This window comes from Paenibacillus sp. Y301 (assembly GCF_059445505.1).
Window position 1 is genome coordinate 44,139 of record NZ_JCAIUL010000017.1, and the last position, 17,105, is coordinate 61,243.

A 17,105-nucleotide genomic window follows, 5' to 3' on the forward strand; every position below is an offset into this window, starting at 1 on the left:
CGCTCACAGACTCTCCTTGGTTCCATGACGTGAAATTTAGGATAGTAATAATAAAACCAAAAGCCATGTAAGACAAATGAAGATCAAAAGAGGGACGTGAAGATCTTGAATTACATAAGACAAATAAGAGAGTTAGTAGGAACACAACCTATAATTATGGCAGGAGCATGCGTGATTCTTATAGACGCAGAAGGTCGATTATTATTACAACAAAGAACTGATAATGGTTTATGGGGATTACCGGGAGGTTCAATGGAACCTGGGGAAGAGATCAAAGAAGTTGCACGAAGGGAACTGTTTGAAGAGGTAGGATTAGATGCTAAAGAATTAGAATTTTTTGAACTGTTTTCAGGAATGGATCAATATTACCGATACCCAAATGGAGATGAAGTATATAACGTGGTTGCTGCTTATATATGTAAAGATTACAGTGGATTCATTAGAGGCGATGGAGATGAGGTGAAGGATATTCAATTTTTCGAGTTAGATAAGATACCAGCTCAAATAAGTCCTCCAGACCTACCGATCATAATGAAATATTTAAATGAATTAAGGGGATAAAATCAATTCTTTTGGAGAATCGAGAATGCCATGCATTAAAACATAATGAAAAATATTTAGATGAAGAATTAATGGTATTACATTTAGATTCTAAGTAATTAACATTAGAGGGGAGATTTTATCATGATCATTCGTACTGAGACTGTACAGGACTTCGAAGAAGTATTTAAATTGAATTACCTAGCCTTCGGAAATAGAGAAGATGAATCAATATTAATTGAGAGGATTAGAGAATCTGAAGAGTTTGTACCAGAGTTAAGCATAGTGGCAGAGATGGACAACGAAATTGTGGGGCACTTGTTATTGAGTAAAGCCATAGTAGAAGACCACAAGAAGGTATCTACAGTTATTGTCCTGGCTCCCATAGCGGTTAAACCTAATCGTCAAAAACAAGGAATAGGAAGTGAATTAATCGAGGAAGGAATAAGACGATGTAAAGCCTTAGGATATAGCATCATTTTGTTAATAGGACATCCTAGTTACTATCCAAGACTGGGGTTTAAGCCAGCAAGAAAGTATGGATTAGAATTGAAACAATTCGAAGTGCCTGATGAAGTATTCATGGTATACGAAGTGGAAGATGGAAAACTTCATGAAATAAAAGGGGAACTAAAATACCCGAAAGCTTTTTTCTAGCAAAATCAAAGTTCAAAGTTGGCATTAACATCACCTAACGTTTTATTCACACATCTAGGGATAAGCCTCCCGTCGTGATCATGGTAACGTTAGGTGAAATAATGGAGAAAAAGGGTTTAGAACAAGTATAACTTTTTAAATAGACTATAACGCTTTTACAGGTATACATATCTCGCAATAATTGTGATTCAACATATCACCAATGTATCTTTCGAATATGGGTTTGTTGTCTATTTGATATCCACTTTTAGATAGCGCTGGAAAAATATCAACCCATGCTTTTTGAATATCTTCGGCGGTATGTTTCACTTCATAGGTTACATAATTTCCACCAGCGAATTCAGTTTCGGAAATGTTGTTATCCGTTTTATTTATGTGATAATCGTCTGAAATAACAATACAAGCATCATAACGACAGTTTTCAGGAAGTGTTGTTTCAGGATTATCTTGTGCTATTCCAAGTAGTATTGATGATACATTCAGTAACTTATTTTCTTTAGCCCACTTCTTTAATGCTTCCATGGCATGAATGTTCTTAGGACCATATGGACCTACTTGCCGCACAAATACAATGCGAGTTTTTGGCATGATTTCAAATCTAATAGTCATCTTTTTATTTCCTTTCTGGATTATATTGGGTACACAACGAATGCTAACATGATATAAAAATATTTACATAAGTTTTTTCGAATACCAAGTGGAGTTACAGAAAAGTGGGAGGAAACTCTGATGTTAAATTGAATGTTTAATGGAGGTACAGACATAGAAGTCTATCTATCAATCTATTTCAGTTTTATATTGCTGACATATGTGAAATTCAGCTAAATTGTCATTAAACCACTTGATCCCACCAAAATTAATAATAAAAATGAGGCTAAATATGATAGAAGAATGGAAATCTATAAACACACAAGAAGACATAGATAGATTAATGAATGACTTTGGAGGGTTTCATGATGCGTGTTTAAAAGAACTGTATATGTGGACTGACCATTATGTGGATTCCAATCTGTCTATGAGCGTTAGTGACAAATTAGATCATCGAATAAGAGTATTATTCCAAAGACAGTGGGAAAATCCCTCAGCAATAGAAGTGTTATTTGAAGAAGTAATTAAATTAAGTATAGAACCGAGCAATGAAAATTATGATTCCATTATCTATGGGGGAACATTCCTCTTTAAGGATGGAGTGTATTACTGGGCAGATGATCAGAACTGGAGTCCAGAAGAAAAAAAGAATTATGAAGTGAACTGGATTGCAGCGAGGAAGGTGAGTTGGCGAGAAGTCAGTCAGTGGATGGACGAAGAGCAAAGGTACGGAATTACGAAATGACTTGATTTGTATCTCGAAATTGCGGTTCTTAAGCCAATTGAAAGTCAGGAATGTCAAACGTTATGTGATAGACTGACAAAATCTAATAAAGGGAGTGGAATTATTGAAAGCACCTACCTACATGATGCGTTTTTAGATTCAAACGTCAAAGGGATATTATCTACTCTAGGTGGCTATAACTGCAATCAATTATTAAGATATATCGACTATCCAATAATTAAGTCTAATCCAAAAAGATTTTGTGGTTATTCTGATATAACTGCGTTAAGTAATGTGATCTATACAAAGACAGGATTAATCACCTATTCAGGTCCTCACTTCTCTACCTTCGGTATGCTTAATGGTAATGAGTTTACAATAGAATATTTTAAAATAATGATGATGTGGGAAGAGCCGATTAATATTATTCCTTCTAAACAATGGAGTGATGATTTATGGTTTTTAGATCAAAACAACCGTTCTTTCATTAAAAATGATGGACCTTATGTGATTAATGATGGAGAAGAAGCACCTCCTGAACCTTTTGATAGAGATTTGCAATCTATTATTCATCAAGCTATGTTTCAAGGAGTTAAAGGAATAGTAATAGGAAGATTTCAGAAATCGGCAAATATGACTAAAGAACTCCTTAGAAAGATAATTAAATCAAAGAAAGAATTAGATAAGATCCCAGTAATTGCAGATGTAGATTTTGGTCATACATCCCCATTAATTACATCTCCCATTGGAGGGCAAGTATCAATTAAAGCATACAATAAATCAGTAGAGATAAGAATAACTGAGTAGGTATATAAGATTTGAGCTATCTAAGGGGAAGTGACATCATGAATACGACTCCGTAGGTGGAATACCCTGAAAGATTATTTATCTAGGAGGATCCATGAAGCGAATATATCTTGTGAGACATTGTAAAGCTGTTGGGCAAGATGCTCAAGCAGTTCTAACAGATGAAGGAAAGCAACAAGCTGAGAATTTGGCTGACTTTTTTCAGAATAAGAATATTGAATATATCATTTCAAGCCCTTTCATTAGAACAATTAACACTATTCAACCATTAAGTATGTCAATTAAACTGAAAATAAATATTGAAGTTCGATTACAAGAACGGATTCTGAGTACATCACATTTAGAGCATTGGATGGAACTTCTTGAAAGAACTTATACAGATTATGATTTGAAGTTTGAGGGTGGAGAGTCTTCCAATGAAGCGCTAAATAGAGGAATGAAAGTGATTCAAGAAATGGTTGCAAGACCTGAAGATACCATTGTGATCGTGACTCATGGAGCTCTGATGTCTTTAATCATAAAACAATATAATAAGGAATTTGGGTTTGAAGATTGGAAATCCCTATCTAACCCAGATATATATAAAATAGAAATACATAATAATAAATCAACCATAGAGCGGATTTGGAGGTGACTCAGGAAGAGGAAACATTTGATCTATAACATGATATAAAGGAAGTTGTTCAAATGATAAGAAAAATGACTCAATCAAATAAACATGATTATAACAAACCCAATGATGATTTTACTGTTAGCGGAAGAATTATCCCCAAGTATGAAGATGGAATATGGTCATATCAAGAAGAGATATTTGATGAACAATATATTAAACAATATGACATGGAGAGCATTGATAACAGTTATATTGATGATAAGAAATAAAGCTGTTTACTTGTATTATGAAAAAGGTGAATGTACCGGTCAGATAAGACTTCGTGAACATTGGAACGGGTTTGCTTTTATCGAGGAAATTTCAGTTGCTAAAGGGAGAAGAAATAAAGGGATAGGGACTGCCTTAGTAAATAGGGCTTTAGAGTGGGCAAAACAAAATGATTTAATCGGTCTAATGCTTGAGACGCAGGATGTTAATCTATTTGCCTGTCGTTTTTATGCCAAGAATAACTTCATGATTGGTGCCGTTGACAGTATGTTATATTCGAAATTTCCAACAGCACACGAAAAAGCAATATTTTGGTATAAAAAGTTATAAAGAATTAATAATTGTTAAATGGATTTTCTAACAAGGCAAAGGCAGCGCATAACAGCGTAATTACACATGGCGGACTTTTACATAAGATTGTTGATAGTTATCAATTTCCAAGAACAGGGGGATTCTTAGTAAATGAGTATTGAATTTAAAAAAGTGAGCGAATTCAATCGCGGGATATTTATTGAATTATTGAAAGATTCGTATTCCTTTGACTGTAAATATGAACAAGCATGCAAATCTAAATGGCAAGAGAATGACGATTTCTTCTTCGACAATTTACAAATCGCAGACAAATACTGCTTTGTAACAACACTAAACGGTGAAGCGATTGGATTCGTTGCATGGGACCCAAGAAATATGCCTGAGTATGCGGAGATCGGTGATAATTGCATTGTTTCGAAATACAAAGGAAATGGATATGGTAAATTACAGCTTCGAGAAGCAATTCATAGAATCACACACAATGATGTGGAAAAAATAATAGTAACTACGAATGATGATCTAATCCCCGCTCAGCGGATGTATGAAAGTGTTGGATTTACCATATGTAAGACAAGGGGAAATCAAAATGTTGAACATATAGATTATGAAATTATCTTCTAAGCTTGAAAAAATGGGGGGGATAAATATGAAGAACCCATTCCCAGAAACAAAAGAAACTACAAGGTTGCGTGGAGGATATCCATTATATAAATTGAATCGATTCTAAACGATATTAAAGAGAGGACGGCACTACTAACATGGAAAGCATATCAGATGTAGTTAAATTGGAAGCTATAACATCCTTTCAATCGACAATTAGCAAATCCGAAAATAGTTTAGCTCAGATGGTTCAAAAAGGCGCAAGTACTACTTTAATAAAGAAACGGCTTAAAGCTTTTTACATTGGCTTAGCCATGTTAGAGAACGTTTGGAATCACGAACCTCATAATTATACCCAAGAAGATTTAGTAGGAGCTCGTATTACTCTTACTGGTTTATTCCCATCAATTAAAAACGCTTATGCAAAGTTAAAGGCAGGTAGTCCGCAAAGAACACTTTTAGAACGAAGAATACAAGCTTTGGAATTAGCTGTTCAGGCCATTGACGATCTTTTCAAAAGTACGACATAGTGATCACGGCATAGTTTTAGAAAATCATTAAAGTTAAGCGGATAGTTCAACTAAAGAAGTATTCTACCTATTAATTCCTCACCAGCGTTGTTAAACTTATTTAAATGACCTTTTATTCTATGAGAATTGGGGAGAGAAGTTATGCTAATTGTGAAGTATAGGGAATTGGCGGTAGAAGATTGTGAACTAATAAATGATATGAATCCATCACAGTATATTAAAAAAGCTTGGAGAGAAGTTAACAAAACACGCCAGTTAGTCGAAATTAATTATCAAGATCCTGATTGGGCTAATGGTTACGAACACCATTTTAATAGTCTGAAAGAAACGATCTTAAATGGTGGTGAAGCGGTAGGTGCTTTTGATAGCAATAACAAGTTAATAGGTTTTGCAACAATAAACCGAGAGGTCTTTGGTGAAAAGTATAATTATGTTGTATTAGATCAATTATTTATCACGTTAGAACATAGAAATAAAGGAATAGGAAAAGAGTTGTTTTTGATGATGGCAAAAATAGCGAAAGAGTGGCAAGCAGATAAAATATATATTTGTGCAGGTTCTGCCGAAGAGACAATTGCATTTTATTGTGCATTGGGTTGTAAAGAGGCGATAGAAATAAATATGAAATTATACGAAAACGACCCAAGGGATTTTCAATTAGAGTTTTCACTATAAGCTTTTGTTATCATTTCTAGATTTTGAGTGGGGGAGCATTTATGATCGCATTTAAGGAAATAGATCGAAATAATTTTTTTGAGGTCATTAAGCTGAAAGTAGCTGACGAACAAAGTGAGTTTGTAGCAAGTAATTTGTTTTCGCTCGCACAGGCTAAGGCATTTCCAGAGTGTGTTTGCTTGGCAATTTATAACGATGATGTTCTAACAGGATTTACGATGTATTGTATTGATGAAGAGGATCATGAATATTGGATCTATCGATTAATGATAGACACTAAACATCAGTCAAAAGGTTATGGCAAGTTAGCTATGGAGAAACTCATTGAAAGAATTAAAGAAGATATACAACATAGGGTCATATACATAAGCTTTGAACCAGAGAATGTGTGGGCGAAACAATTATATGAGAAATTAGGCTTTGAAGCAGATGGACGAGTAATCGATGGGGAAGTTGTTTATAAACTGGTGTATTAATCAGACAATAGCAAATAATTCAAGGAGGTTAAAAATCAGTTAGGAGGATACTCATGCATGAATCAATCGCAATTATTTCAGATATTCATAGTAATAGTATCGCATTAGAAGCTGTGCTAAAGGATATTTCGGCACGGGACATTCAATTCGTTGTGAATTTAGGAGATAGTTTGTTCGGTCCGATTGATCCATTAGGTACCGCAAAACAATTAATGGACAACAAAAATATAATAAATATTATGGGGAATTGTGATGAAATTCTTCTGAAAGAGGAAAGTAACTCGGCTACTTATAAATTTTTAAAACCAATACTAAATTATGAGATCAAGAACTGGATTAGTTCGTTTAAAAAAACATGGGTGTTTGAAGACCTTTTGTTTTGTCATGGAACTCCATTTTTAAATAACCAGTATTTGTTAGAAGAATTAAATGAAGATGGTGTTAGATATAAAAGTCTCGTGCATCTCTCAATAGAACTTGAGAAAGTTCCGCAGAATGTTATCTTTTGTGGACATAGTCACGTATTTAGAACTACTTATTTACCGAATGGTAAGTTCATTATAAATGCGGGTAGTGTGGGTTTGCCTGCCTATGATGATGAATTGCCATATCCACATGTGATGGAGTCAAATTCACCTTATGCAGATTATGTTATTGCCTACAAAACTGCGTCAAGAAAATGGAGTTTTGAACATGTAATGATTCACTATGATTGGGAAAAAGCTAGTTCAATTGCTGAAGCTAACGGACGACAAGATTATGCTGTGGCTATAAAGACTGGGAGAGCAATCAAAGTGTAAATATCCATTCCATGATTCAAGGAGGTCATTCATATATGCCCAATATCTCATTAATCATTCCAACAATTGAATTGAAAGAAGAATATACAGAATTTTTTAAAGACTGGAAAGACTCAAATGAAGCGATGGTCCCCTGGGTAATTAAAAAGGATCCTACTGAATTCGAAGAGATGCTCGATTTTCTTTTTAAGAATGAGGATGAAAAGTATATACCTGAGGGAAGGGTACCAAGTAGTACATTCTGGTTAGTCATTGATCACCGAAAAGTAGTAGGAGCAGTTAATATAAGACATGTTTTGACTGAAAAACTCTTTCATTGTGGTGGACATATTGGATATGGTATTCGCCCATCTGAAAGGCAAAAGGGTTATGCAACTAAGCTATTATCATTAGCATTGGAAAAGAGTAAAGAGCTGGGAATTAAAGATGCTCTTGTTGCTTGTGATGATCACAATCTTGCATCGAAGAAAACTATTCTAAAGAATGGCGGAGTGCAGGATAAGGATTTTGTTGAACAAGATGGGAATGTTGTGAATCGATTTTGGATAAAGGTTGAATAAAGATGTACACTTATCGCCATAGTAGCTGCCACTATATTAACTATATTTTTCGGACCCTATGGAATTTTGGTGCTGATTTCTATAACCTTTGGATTAATTCTAAGTACACACAATAGAACAAAAGAAATTCATTCCGATTTACAGATCATAAAAGCAAAGTTAGGAATTGAGGAGAAAGATGAATTCAATATGACGGATCAGGAGATTGAAGAAGAACTTGAGAAAGAGATGTTAATTGATGATAAAAAAAACTGAACTTAATTCCTGTTGCATAACTATCTTAGCATGTCTTTCTGTATAAACTCTGTCTACCCAGGAATAACCATCATAACGCGAAAAAAGAAGCACTCTCCTCGAGAGTGCTTCTTTAAGATCATGTTAGTAATTCCATATCCGATAGAGGATAACGGCTGCCTGCGCACGAGTGAGTGATTCTTTCGGCGTGATCTTGTCATTTATGCCATTTACAATACTGGCTTGGATAAGTGCTGATACGCTTTCTTTCGCATAATCGGCAACTTGATCTGCGTCCGAATACGCATCCAGTGAGCCCTTGGCCAATTCAATGCCTGCTGCCGCCATGGCCTTAGCCGCAAAAACCATCGCTTCCTGACGGGTAATACTGCCATGAGGATTAAATTGATTGTTGCCTGTTCCGGTGGCAATGCCCAGTTCTTTGGCGATTCTCACTTCGTTGTAGAAATAGTCTGTCGCTTTCACATCGCTGAACATCAGTCCCGCTTCTCCGGTGCTTTGGAGCTCCAATGCGTGTACAAGCATTGTGATGAAGTCAGTTTTTTTGATGGTTTCGGATGGTTTATACGAGCTGTTACCTACGCCCTTGATCACATCACGGGATGCCATCACTTCAATAGCATGCTTCGCCCAAGGAACGTTGCCAAGATCATTGAATGACTTAAGTACATAGGCAACGGCATATTTGCTGAAGTGTGTCGTGTGGAAACGGACTACGCCGTTAGCCGCATCATAACGCGAATTAGGTACCGCATATGCATGACCGTCTCCGTCGATATACCAGATCAGGATTTGATCCGGATTTGCCCGTTCTGTGGTAGTAGGTGCGTACGGTATAGCTATCGTAACCGGAGCATTCGGATTGTTCCAGGTAATCATATTGCCGTCAACAAGGACGTTCAATTGAATCACCGGGCGATTGCCGATTTGCTCGCGGACTGCGGTGTCTAGCTCATCCACATTGGCCGAAGCGATACTGATCGTGATATTCTTCCCGTCCATCCCAGCAAGGGTTGAAAACATATTGCTCGGTATGTCAATTGTGCCTTGCGGCGTCTTCAGCGTTAATACAAATGCTTCATTGCGGTTCAGGCTTGATGCTGGGAATTCGACAGCACTGGAGACATTGCCTTCTTGCGCTTTGACCTCGATGACAATTTGCTTCTTGCCGTTTGGTCCTATTAATGCTTTTTCAAATTCTTGATTCAGGTAGTCAGCAGTCACTTTAACTTTCGATTGCCCGTCCTTCACTGTCAATATAGGCTTGTTGTCAGGAGCAGGAGCAGTAGGGGCAGGGACAGGGACGTAAGGTGAAGGATCTGATAGAGATGAACTATCAGGTTTTCCGGTAAGTGTAAGAATACCGAATACGGAGGGATCCTGCCATCCTGCTCCAGTCAGGTCGTTCCAGATCGCTGCGCTTTGGCGAGCACCGTCACTAGCATCATTGACTTGTGCATCAAACCCGATCTTTGTATTGTTGACTGGATCAATCGTCTTGAATGGAATCTTCAGTTCGACCCTATAATAGGTATCTCCTGTAACGGTGAAGGATTTGAATCCTTCTTCAGCACTTCCAGGGTTAAATGTTGCAATGTTCTTAAAGTTGACTCTGTACTGGGCATCATCAGCTTGGTAAGATGTTGATTTGGCGTTATTCTCGTCTAAGAAGACTTCGACAGAATCCTGTTCGTGCGCTGCACTAGCTGTGTCATCCAGTTCGGTATCATTCGTTTCGATCAGGACATATAGGTTATCTTCATCCCAGAGTGCTTTAGCTACTCCTGTTGCGCCATTATGTGCCGATTGATAACGATTGAGCGGTAGTAATGGCGCCTTACTCCACACGTCATCTTCCGTCCCATCCATGACAGGCTTACCGTAAACAGCGGTGGATTGGAGGATGTCTTTCTCCACGGGAGGGTTCTCTTCGATATATTTGTCCGGATCAATTACTGCGTAATAAGCTGGTTTGGCTTGGTATCGACTATCGAATATGAGGGGGCTGTTCTCATTTCTCCAGCTCGTGCCGTCATCAACACCCCAGAAAGTAACTCGCGTGATAGTCTCTTTATAATTTTTATATATTTGGAACAACTCTGCATACAAATAGGCTTGTGCTTTCATTTGTTCTTCAGTCTGAGCACCGTTGCTTCCGGCCGTAACATCGAGTTCTGTTACACCGACTTTTACACCGATATCTCTGAATCGCTCGATAGACGCTCTCACATTATCCGGATTAGTATTCAAGTTATAGTGGGATTGCATGCCAATGCCATCGATCAGCTTCTTGCCAGTCTCAATGAAGTATTTGTCGTTAAGTTCTTTAACCATGCTGGCGATGGCTGTTGCTTTTGCTTGATTGTCATCATTGTAATCGTTGTAATAGAGATCAATATCCCATCCATTGTCGTCGATGGCTTCTCTAGCTGCCTTAAACGATTCATAGATGAAATCCGGTCCAATTGCACGAAGCCAGCCGGAATTCCGAAGCGTTGTTCGCCATTCGGTCGGGTTATTCAATAACGAATCTTCTACTGCTTCATTGACAACATCCCAAGAGATCACATCTTCACCATAATGTTCGACAACCGTCCGAATATGGTTCTTTAGGTTTGTTAGTGCTTCATTCCTAGGTAAAGGTTGACCATTATTTGTATGCAACCATTCTGGGGATTGCGAGTGCCATACTAACACGTGTCCATGAACCAGGAAATCATTATCCAGTGCATTTTTTACAAGTTCGTCCATATTCGTAAAATTAAAATCTCTGCCATTATAAGTGTAATCTGGTTTCATGTTATTCTCTGCGCTCATGAGTACATAATGTTTCTTTAGAAAATCCAGCTTTTCTTCATCATTAAAATCTCCCGGATTCATGATATTACCAATAGGGAAGTAATCCTTATACACCTCATGGATGGAAGTCAGTGAGTCATCCGGATTAGGGCCTGCTACAACTTGGTTATACGTTAACCTGAAATCATCGAGAAGGAAGGTTCTCGGCTCCTTATAGTCCTCCGCAATTTCAACATATGCGTTCAACACATCGTCTGGGGTTGTAGATTGTGTATATAATCCGGTTAACAGAACCCAGTTATCATCGGTAACCGTGCCATTCGGAGACACGTTGGAATAACTGCTTCCATTTTGAACGCTTATCCTAAGTTCTGTATCTGCTTGGCCCTCAGCCATCTTGACCCAAGCCGACAATCTGTATTGATGACCTTTCTGCAGCTTACCAGCTACACTTAATAATGCGCCGTCATATTGTGCGCTTCCAGTCGTTTCTAGACTGTATTCGCCGTCTTCAGTATGATTATCAACTGAAGTTACTGCAATATTGCCCTCACCGCTTCTGCGCACCCAATCCCCAAGCTCTCCATCTTCAAAATCATGCAGCAAGTCGATTGGCGGAACCACCATTGTGATCGTAATATCGTCTAGGTAAAATTGAGCGGTAGCATCGTCGTTTTCAGCATAGAGTGTAAGCGAGGTGAAATCCTCCACTTTGAAATTCTGAATAGACTTTAATTCTACCCACTCTTGATCCGTTACTTCAGTTAGCGGTGTTACTTCCTTATAATCAGGTGTATCTCCATTTTGAACGATCATGGTGAGCTTAGTGCTGCTTGTCGGTTGATCTGCAACCAGTTTGGCGTGGCCTGTAATTTGATATTCGGCGTCCTTTAGAAGCAGGTCTGTCATTGAAATTTCCGTTCCATGCCAATTATCTGTGCGGTCGGTTACTTTAAGGCTGTGTGTGCCTGAGCGGAAGGCTTCGGTTGATGGAGTTGCTACACCAGCCCCACGATTACCCCATCCTTGTGTTGTACCTTCATCAAAATTATAGGTAGCGACCTGAATCGGTTCGAATTCACCAGATGTGGGGGGAGGAGTAGAGTCCTCCTCAGTCGTAATCAGGACATCTCCAATGTAGAAGGGAACCTCTGCTCCTGCTTCATTAGATCCAATGCGCAAAGTAGCATAAGTAGTTGCATTTGCAGTATAATCTGCGGATAGTGTGAACGTTTGGCCAGCTGTTAATGCTGAACTCGTAATCCAGTCACCGTATGCATTGGTTGATGCGTTCACCGGTTGAAGGGAAGCAACGGCAGCCTGGGGAACAACTACGTCACTATCCACATAACCTTTTATAGTAATTTTGTATGTAATTCCATTCTGCAAACGAATATCGGCAAAATCAAAGTCAAGACCATCCCAAGTTTCTTTCCTGTTGGTGAGGTGGAGAGCTCCGTCGTCCTCATTTCCATCAAACAATTTATTGACATGTTCAACGGTGGGACCCCCAGACTGTTTGGGTACATTTGTCGGATTTTTAAAGGTTTCATGATAAACCGTAGTCGACGTATCCGCCGCCACGGGTGCAACCCATCCTGCGGGAACGAGCAGCAGAATTGCAAGCAACACCGCAACTACCTTTTGCCACTTTAGCTTCATTATTCTTAAACCTCCTTCGAATATTTAAAGCGCTTTCACAAAAAAATCGAGTGCCAACCAACCCTCCTTCCTTTACTAATCATATCGTTTTACACGTAACCTTTTACTAGAAAAATCATAGATTATACTCTAAAAAATATATATCTGTAAATATAAGGAGAAAATGGATGGGTGTATTGCAAAACGCCCTCGACAAGAAGACAAATCCGCTGGGGAAGCTGATAGCAGGATAATATAAGATTCATCTAAAATTAAAGATCGAAATTCAGGAGTGCCAAACGTTATCAGAAAGCATTGCACTATGTTAAAATGAAAATAAAAAATACGTTAAAACTATCGAGGTGTACTTATGCTAGATGAATTCACTAAAAAGAGAATTAATAAGATAATGTCAGATTACATTGAAAAGAAAGTGCCAAAACACATTAGAAACCAAGTGAAACTTAATTATAAGTTCAGAGCTGATAGTGTTACTCTAATTGAAGAAAGAATAGGATTTAAGAGTGAGCAATGGGTACAATTACCGGTTGCTCAATTTCGATTAGAACAAAGCAAATGGAAAGTGTATTGGAGAGATAGCAAGAGTAAATGGCATTTTGTTGAAGATATTACACCGGAGGAGGACTTTGAAAAACAATTGAAAACCGTTGATAACGATGATTTAGGAATGTTCTGGGGGTAAGTAGAGGTGTAAATAAGTACATCATTTCGAGAAGAAGAACAAATTGAATATATCTCTTTAATACATAAGATAAGGAAAGAACAAAGAATATTATTGGGATTGATCATTTTAACCGATTATGCAAGCAATTCAAGATAACTTGGTCCGAACCATACACCCCTAACAGATGGATCCATTCCCCTGAGATAAGAGCTATCTGAGGAGAACGGACGTCTCGTTAGTTCAGTAATGTATGGCTTTAATCATGATGAGGAATATCTAATCATCATCATTTTCTTGTTCAATTTTTAAAATCTTACCATTTTTCGCAAGCAACTCTACTTCAAAAATCTCGCCTTGTGATGTCATAATGAAAACTTCATAAACTAAAACACCATTTTCTAAATCCATATCTACATGCATAACTCTTCCAGGTACATGTTGTAGGGCTATTTCTTGTGCTTGTTGCATTGTAATCCTATGTCTATTCATAGGGGTTGGGTTATTGTAATAAGTATTCCCATACATTGAGAACATCCTCCTTATAAAAAAATCAGCTCATTTATCCATATGTATTAGGCAAATTATTGGTGCGTTCTCATTCAGTTAGTTTGGATATAATCCATGTATTTTTGAATTTAGTAAATGCGGATAACAACGTATAGAGAAAATAAGATAGGATTAGGAGAATGAACATGATCCAAATTTTCGATATTAGGGAAAAGTCAGAGTTAGTACAGGACGCGATAGATTACTTTTGGAATCAATGGGGCTCAGATTCGAATGTTAAATTCTATCAAGATTGTATTGAACGATCATCAGAGACACAGAGTGATCTACCTAGATTTTATATAGCAATGGAAGACAATAAGATCATAGGGTCATATGCGCTATTGAGGAGCGATTTGAATAGTCGACAAGACCTTTTCCCTTGGTTTGCTTGCCTCTATATTGAACCAGATTATAGGGGGAAGAACATAGGCACACAACTTCAGAATCATGCAATAACCCAAGTAGGACTGAAAGGATATGAAAGACTGTATTTATGTACAGAATTAAATAATTATTATGAGAAAAACAACTGGAATTATATAGGTAAAGGATATTCAATACATGGTGATGAAACAAGGATATATGAATATCAACTAAGGCATTAAGAGGGGGGGTCATATCTTTTAAATTCAATGGCTTACATGGAAGGGGAAGTGAATAATGACCACATGGGTTACTCATTTTAGAATTGCAGAAGAATTGATAAAGAGGGGTCTCCCGGTATCTGAATTGGATTTTCCAGTTGGTAATATTGGCCCGGATTGTGGGTTAGTCAACGAAGATGGAAAGTTTACTCCTCCAAAACGTGTTACACACTTTATGGACGGACGTGAAATTCAAGCGGAGTTGTTCTTCCAACAGTATAGATTAAATAATCTAGATATTACTACTCCAAAAGGATCTTATTATTTAGGATATTATGTTCATCTTATGACAGATGTAGAATGGATCAAGTTGACCAAAGTAAAGAAAATGGAGAAAGTACATCAAGCCATAATAGATGCCCCCGAATACAGTCAAATTGGTAAGAGAGATTGGTATTGGTTGGATTTTAAATATTTAATGGAACATCCAAATCATATTTTTTGGACTGTTTTTCAAAATATTCAACATTATCAGGAATGCTTGCCTGTCTTTCCGACAGGACAAACCTTTCAGCAAATCCAAAACATAACTTATTTTTACTGCAATACTAAAGTTCCTAAAGATTATGAACCTATTTACATGACGGAATCAGGAGTGGATGACTTTGTTCAGGAAACAGCAAATATGATCCAAGAGATATACATACAGAGATTAGGACAAAACTTTAATGCCTAACAGGGCATTCTTATTTTTCTTATGTGTCCAATGTGTCCATAGAAATAGAGTTGAACTATTCTTTTAAGGAGCCTTGTCATGCGTAGAAAATTAGTTAAAATATTTAAACACACCATGCTTATTATCATTTTAATAGTCATACTAGCTTTGGTATTTCCCACTTGGACACCTGAAATTAAAGGTCAGAACAGTATCAGTATGTTAGGACAGGTTGAGATCAACGGTGAAGGTCATGAGGTCATGATGAGGGGAACTAATCGGAAGAATCCAATCCTTATCTTCGTGCACGGTGGGCCTGGTTGCTCTGAGATTCCTTACGTGAGGAAGTATCAACAGGAGCTTGAGCAACATTTTACTGTTGTACATTATGATCAGCGTGGGAGCGGGAAATCACATCACTTCTTTGAGAATTATTCGAATTTGACAACAGATTTGCTAGTAGATGATTTGTTGGCATTAACGGATTATGTTACTGAGGAACTAGGCCAAGATAAGGTTGTGTTGATTGGTCATTCATTTGGTACATATATAGGGATGAAAGCTGCTGCTAAGGCACCTGATAAATTTAATGCTTATATAGGAATTGGACAAATGGCAGATATGGTTCAGAGTGAGTCGGAAAGCTTGGAATATACGATGGAACAGGCAAACCAAGCTGGTAATTTAGAAGACGTAAAAAGCTTAGAGCTTCTTCGAGACTCGATTGAGCAGGGTGAGGGACTTACACCTAGAATTCTACTTCAAAAATATGGTGGTAAAGCTAGACTCATCAACGAAAACAGGGATTATAATTTAGGATTTCTTCTAAATCCTGAATATAATGGGCTGGATGTGATTCGTTTTTATAAAGGGGTTCTAGAATCACAAGACATCTTACTGAGAGAAGTATTAGCAAACCATTTACCTGACATTGTTGACCACCTGGATATTCCTACTTATTTTGTTATGGGAAAATATGATTATATGACATCTGTTAATGCAGCACGAGATTATTTTGATGTAATAGAGGCTCCCGTGAAAGACTTTGTTGTATTTGAAGAGTCGGCTCATTATCCGCAGTTCGAGGAAAAAGAACGATTCGTAGAGTGGTTGAATGAGCTATTCTAAGTGAGTCATAAAAACGAACCGACCCAAACAGCTAAGTGGTAGGGCACCCGGACCTTTGGTCCTTAAACAGTTATAAGATAAACTTAGAAGGGATATGGTGGAAATTTCAAAAAAAACAATAACATTTATTCTTGCTTTCGTAATAGTGATTATTGGAATTGTATATTTACTAAATAATCAAAAATTAACTTCAATTCAAAAAGAAATTTTTGAGGAAGTAAGCAAAGATGATATCGTAAAAATCTCTATAGAGAGATTTACAGACAAGGCAATAATATCTATTACAGATAAGGAAATGATAGAAAAAATTTTAGATGATGTATTAGCTGTTGAATTGAAAAAAGTAAACAAACTATCTTCTATTACTGAGTACGCTATAATAATTTATCTCGAAAATAACAAGAATGGTACTAGCCTCATTGCATTGGAAGTAATGGAAGATAAGAATTATATTGTCATATTTAAGGAATCAGGTCACACAATATACAAGGTCGTTAGTGACAATAATTATTTAAAAACAATTGAAAAATTAGACTTACAACTTCCAAAAGAGTGAAGCATTTACGTATCGTTGATAGCGCTTCCTAGTCGACCAAGAGA

General features: G+C 37.3%; 20 protein-coding genes and 1 pseudogene. 18 read left to right on the plus strand and 3 right to left on the minus strand.

Translation table 11 applies throughout. The annotated features are described in order from the left end of the window. Positions 1-96: 96 nt before the first annotated feature. Positions 97-561 carry an NUDIX hydrolase gene (locus AC1D69_RS21685; protein WP_495458211.1) on the plus strand — a complete coding sequence of 155 codons (465 nt, stop codon included), beginning with the start codon at positions 97-99 and terminating at the stop codon, positions 559-561. A gap of 123 nt (positions 562-684) precedes the next feature. Then, the gene (locus AC1D69_RS21690; protein WP_495458212.1) at positions 685-1,197 is read left to right on the plus strand and encodes a GNAT family N-acetyltransferase; all 513 of its coding nucleotides are present in this window, start codon (positions 685-687) and stop codon (positions 1,195-1,197) included. 144 nt (positions 1,198-1,341) lie between these two features. On the opposite strand, the gene AC1D69_RS21695 is transcribed toward AC1D69_RS21690, so the two are convergent. After that, positions 1,342-1,806, minus strand: coding sequence for an AraC family transcriptional regulator (locus AC1D69_RS21695; protein ID WP_495458213.1), 465 nt, complete (start codon positions 1,804-1,806; stop codon positions 1,342-1,344). A gap of 271 nt (positions 1,807-2,077) precedes the next feature. Here AC1D69_RS21695 and AC1D69_RS21700 point away from each other — a divergent pair, with 271 nt between their 5' ends. The 11 genes and pseudogenes from AC1D69_RS21700 (at position 2,078) to AC1D69_RS21750 (ending at position 8,404) form a co-directional block, all read left to right on the plus strand. Next, on the plus strand, positions 2,078-2,530 hold the full coding sequence (locus AC1D69_RS21700) for a hypothetical protein (protein WP_495458214.1): 453 nt from the start codon (positions 2,078-2,080) through the stop codon (positions 2,528-2,530). Positions 2,531-2,536: 6 nt separating this feature from the next. Further along, positions 2,537-3,316 (plus strand): LD-carboxypeptidase, encoded by a 780-nt coding sequence (locus AC1D69_RS21705; RefSeq protein WP_495458215.1) that lies wholly within the window; start codon positions 2,537-2,539, stop codon positions 3,314-3,316. Between the two features lie 94 nt (positions 3,317-3,410). Further along, positions 3,411-3,950, plus strand: a complete 540-nt coding sequence (locus AC1D69_RS21710) for a histidine phosphatase family protein (protein WP_495458216.1) — start codon at positions 3,411-3,413, stop codon at positions 3,948-3,950. A 53-nt stretch (positions 3,951-4,003) separates the two neighbouring features. Next, positions 4,004-4,526: pseudogene (locus AC1D69_RS21715) on the plus strand (GNAT family N-acetyltransferase). Positions 4,527-4,658: 132 nt separating this feature from the next. After that, positions 4,659-5,129: a GNAT family N-acetyltransferase gene (locus tag AC1D69_RS21720; RefSeq protein ID WP_495458217.1), complete on the plus strand. Its 471-nt coding sequence runs from the start codon at positions 4,659-4,661 to the stop codon at positions 5,127-5,129. 137 nt (positions 5,130-5,266) lie between these two features. Further along, complete coding sequence (locus AC1D69_RS21725) at positions 5,267-5,638, plus strand: hypothetical protein (protein WP_495458218.1); 372 nt, start codon at positions 5,267-5,269, stop codon at positions 5,636-5,638. Between the two features lie 141 nt (positions 5,639-5,779). Continuing rightward, entirely contained in the window at positions 5,780-6,313 is a 534-nt protein-coding gene (locus AC1D69_RS21730) for a GNAT family N-acetyltransferase (RefSeq protein WP_495458219.1), read from the plus strand. 41 nt (positions 6,314-6,354) lie between these two features. Then, the gene (locus AC1D69_RS21735) at positions 6,355-6,789 is read left to right on the plus strand and encodes a GNAT family N-acetyltransferase (protein ID WP_495458220.1); all 435 of its coding nucleotides are present in this window, start codon (positions 6,355-6,357) and stop codon (positions 6,787-6,789) included. A 53-nt stretch (positions 6,790-6,842) separates the two neighbouring features. Next, positions 6,843-7,589 (plus strand): metallophosphoesterase family protein, encoded by a 747-nt coding sequence (locus AC1D69_RS21740; RefSeq protein ID WP_495458221.1) that lies wholly within the window; start codon positions 6,843-6,845, stop codon positions 7,587-7,589. 35 nt (positions 7,590-7,624) lie between these two features. Continuing rightward, entirely contained in the window at positions 7,625-8,149 is a 525-nt protein-coding gene (locus AC1D69_RS21745) for a GNAT family N-acetyltransferase (RefSeq protein WP_495458222.1), read from the plus strand. Positions 8,150-8,218: 69 nt separating this feature from the next. Next, a complete protein-coding gene (locus AC1D69_RS21750) occupies positions 8,219-8,404 on the plus strand; it encodes a hypothetical protein (protein ID WP_495458223.1) in 186 nt (61 codons plus the stop codon). Positions 8,405-8,527: 123 nt separating this feature from the next. Here the strand turns inward: AC1D69_RS21750 and AC1D69_RS21755 are convergent, their stop codons facing one another. Then, entirely contained in the window at positions 8,528-12,865 is a 4,338-nt protein-coding gene (locus AC1D69_RS21755) for an endo-1,4-beta-xylanase (protein WP_495458224.1), read from the minus strand. A 349-nt stretch (positions 12,866-13,214) separates the two neighbouring features. Between AC1D69_RS21755 and AC1D69_RS21760 the strand changes: the two genes are divergently transcribed. Next, the gene (locus AC1D69_RS21760; RefSeq protein ID WP_495458225.1) at positions 13,215-13,547 is read left to right on the plus strand and encodes a DUF3024 domain-containing protein; all 333 of its coding nucleotides are present in this window, start codon (positions 13,215-13,217) and stop codon (positions 13,545-13,547) included. Positions 13,548-13,805: 258 nt separating this feature from the next. Here the strand turns inward: AC1D69_RS21760 and AC1D69_RS21765 are convergent, their stop codons facing one another. Then, a complete protein-coding gene (locus tag AC1D69_RS21765) occupies positions 13,806-14,054 on the minus strand; it encodes a PepSY domain-containing protein (protein WP_495458226.1) in 249 nt (82 codons plus the stop codon). 167 nt (positions 14,055-14,221) lie between these two features. Here AC1D69_RS21765 and AC1D69_RS21770 point away from each other — a divergent pair, with 167 nt between their 5' ends. From AC1D69_RS21770 to AC1D69_RS21785, 4 genes are all read left to right on the plus strand, one after another. Continuing rightward, positions 14,222-14,683, plus strand: a complete 462-nt coding sequence (locus AC1D69_RS21770) for a GNAT family N-acetyltransferase (RefSeq protein ID WP_495458227.1) — start codon at positions 14,222-14,224, stop codon at positions 14,681-14,683. Between the two features lie 55 nt (positions 14,684-14,738). After that, positions 14,739-15,398, plus strand: coding sequence for a hypothetical protein (locus AC1D69_RS21775; protein WP_495458228.1), 660 nt, complete (start codon positions 14,739-14,741; stop codon positions 15,396-15,398). 78 nt (positions 15,399-15,476) lie between these two features. Next, a complete protein-coding gene (locus AC1D69_RS21780) occupies positions 15,477-16,505 on the plus strand; it encodes an alpha/beta fold hydrolase (protein WP_495458229.1) in 1,029 nt (342 codons plus the stop codon). A gap of 97 nt (positions 16,506-16,602) precedes the next feature. After that, complete coding sequence (locus tag AC1D69_RS21785; protein ID WP_495458230.1) at positions 16,603-17,061, plus strand: hypothetical protein; 459 nt, start codon at positions 16,603-16,605, stop codon at positions 17,059-17,061. The last annotated feature ends 44 nt before the right edge of the window (positions 17,062-17,105 follow it).

Coding starts and splice junctions, on each gene's coding strand:
- AC1D69_RS21690 (WP_495458212.1), top strand. CDS start 685: ATGATCATTCGTACTGAGACTGTACAGGACTTCGAAGAAGTATTTAAA.
- AC1D69_RS21695 (WP_495458213.1), bottom strand. CDS start 1,806: ATGACTATTAGATTTGAAATCATGCCAAAAACTCGCATTGTATTTGTG.
- AC1D69_RS21700 (WP_495458214.1), top strand. CDS start 2,078: ATGATAGAAGAATGGAAATCTATAAACACACAAGAAGACATAGATAGA.
- AC1D69_RS21710 (WP_495458216.1), top strand. CDS start 3,411: ATGAAGCGAATATATCTTGTGAGACATTGTAAAGCTGTTGGGCAAGAT.
- AC1D69_RS21720 (WP_495458217.1), top strand. CDS start 4,659: ATGAGTATTGAATTTAAAAAAGTGAGCGAATTCAATCGCGGGATATTT.
- AC1D69_RS21725 (WP_495458218.1), top strand. CDS start 5,267: ATGGAAAGCATATCAGATGTAGTTAAATTGGAAGCTATAACATCCTTT.
- AC1D69_RS21730 (WP_495458219.1), top strand. CDS start 5,780: ATGCTAATTGTGAAGTATAGGGAATTGGCGGTAGAAGATTGTGAACTA.
- AC1D69_RS21735 (WP_495458220.1), top strand. CDS start 6,355: ATGATCGCATTTAAGGAAATAGATCGAAATAATTTTTTTGAGGTCATT.
- AC1D69_RS21740 (WP_495458221.1), top strand. CDS start 6,843: ATGCATGAATCAATCGCAATTATTTCAGATATTCATAGTAATAGTATC.
- AC1D69_RS21745 (WP_495458222.1), top strand. CDS start 7,625: ATGCCCAATATCTCATTAATCATTCCAACAATTGAATTGAAAGAAGAA.
- AC1D69_RS21755 (WP_495458224.1), bottom strand. CDS start 12,865: ATGAAGCTAAAGTGGCAAAAGGTAGTTGCGGTGTTGCTTGCAATTCTG.
- AC1D69_RS21760 (WP_495458225.1), top strand. CDS start 13,215: ATGCTAGATGAATTCACTAAAAAGAGAATTAATAAGATAATGTCAGAT.
- AC1D69_RS21765 (WP_495458226.1), bottom strand. CDS start 14,054: ATGTATGGGAATACTTATTACAATAACCCAACCCCTATGAATAGACAT.
- AC1D69_RS21770 (WP_495458227.1), top strand. CDS start 14,222: ATGATCCAAATTTTCGATATTAGGGAAAAGTCAGAGTTAGTACAGGAC.
- AC1D69_RS21775 (WP_495458228.1), top strand. CDS start 14,739: ATGACCACATGGGTTACTCATTTTAGAATTGCAGAAGAATTGATAAAG.
- AC1D69_RS21780 (WP_495458229.1), top strand. CDS start 15,477: ATGCGTAGAAAATTAGTTAAAATATTTAAACACACCATGCTTATTATC.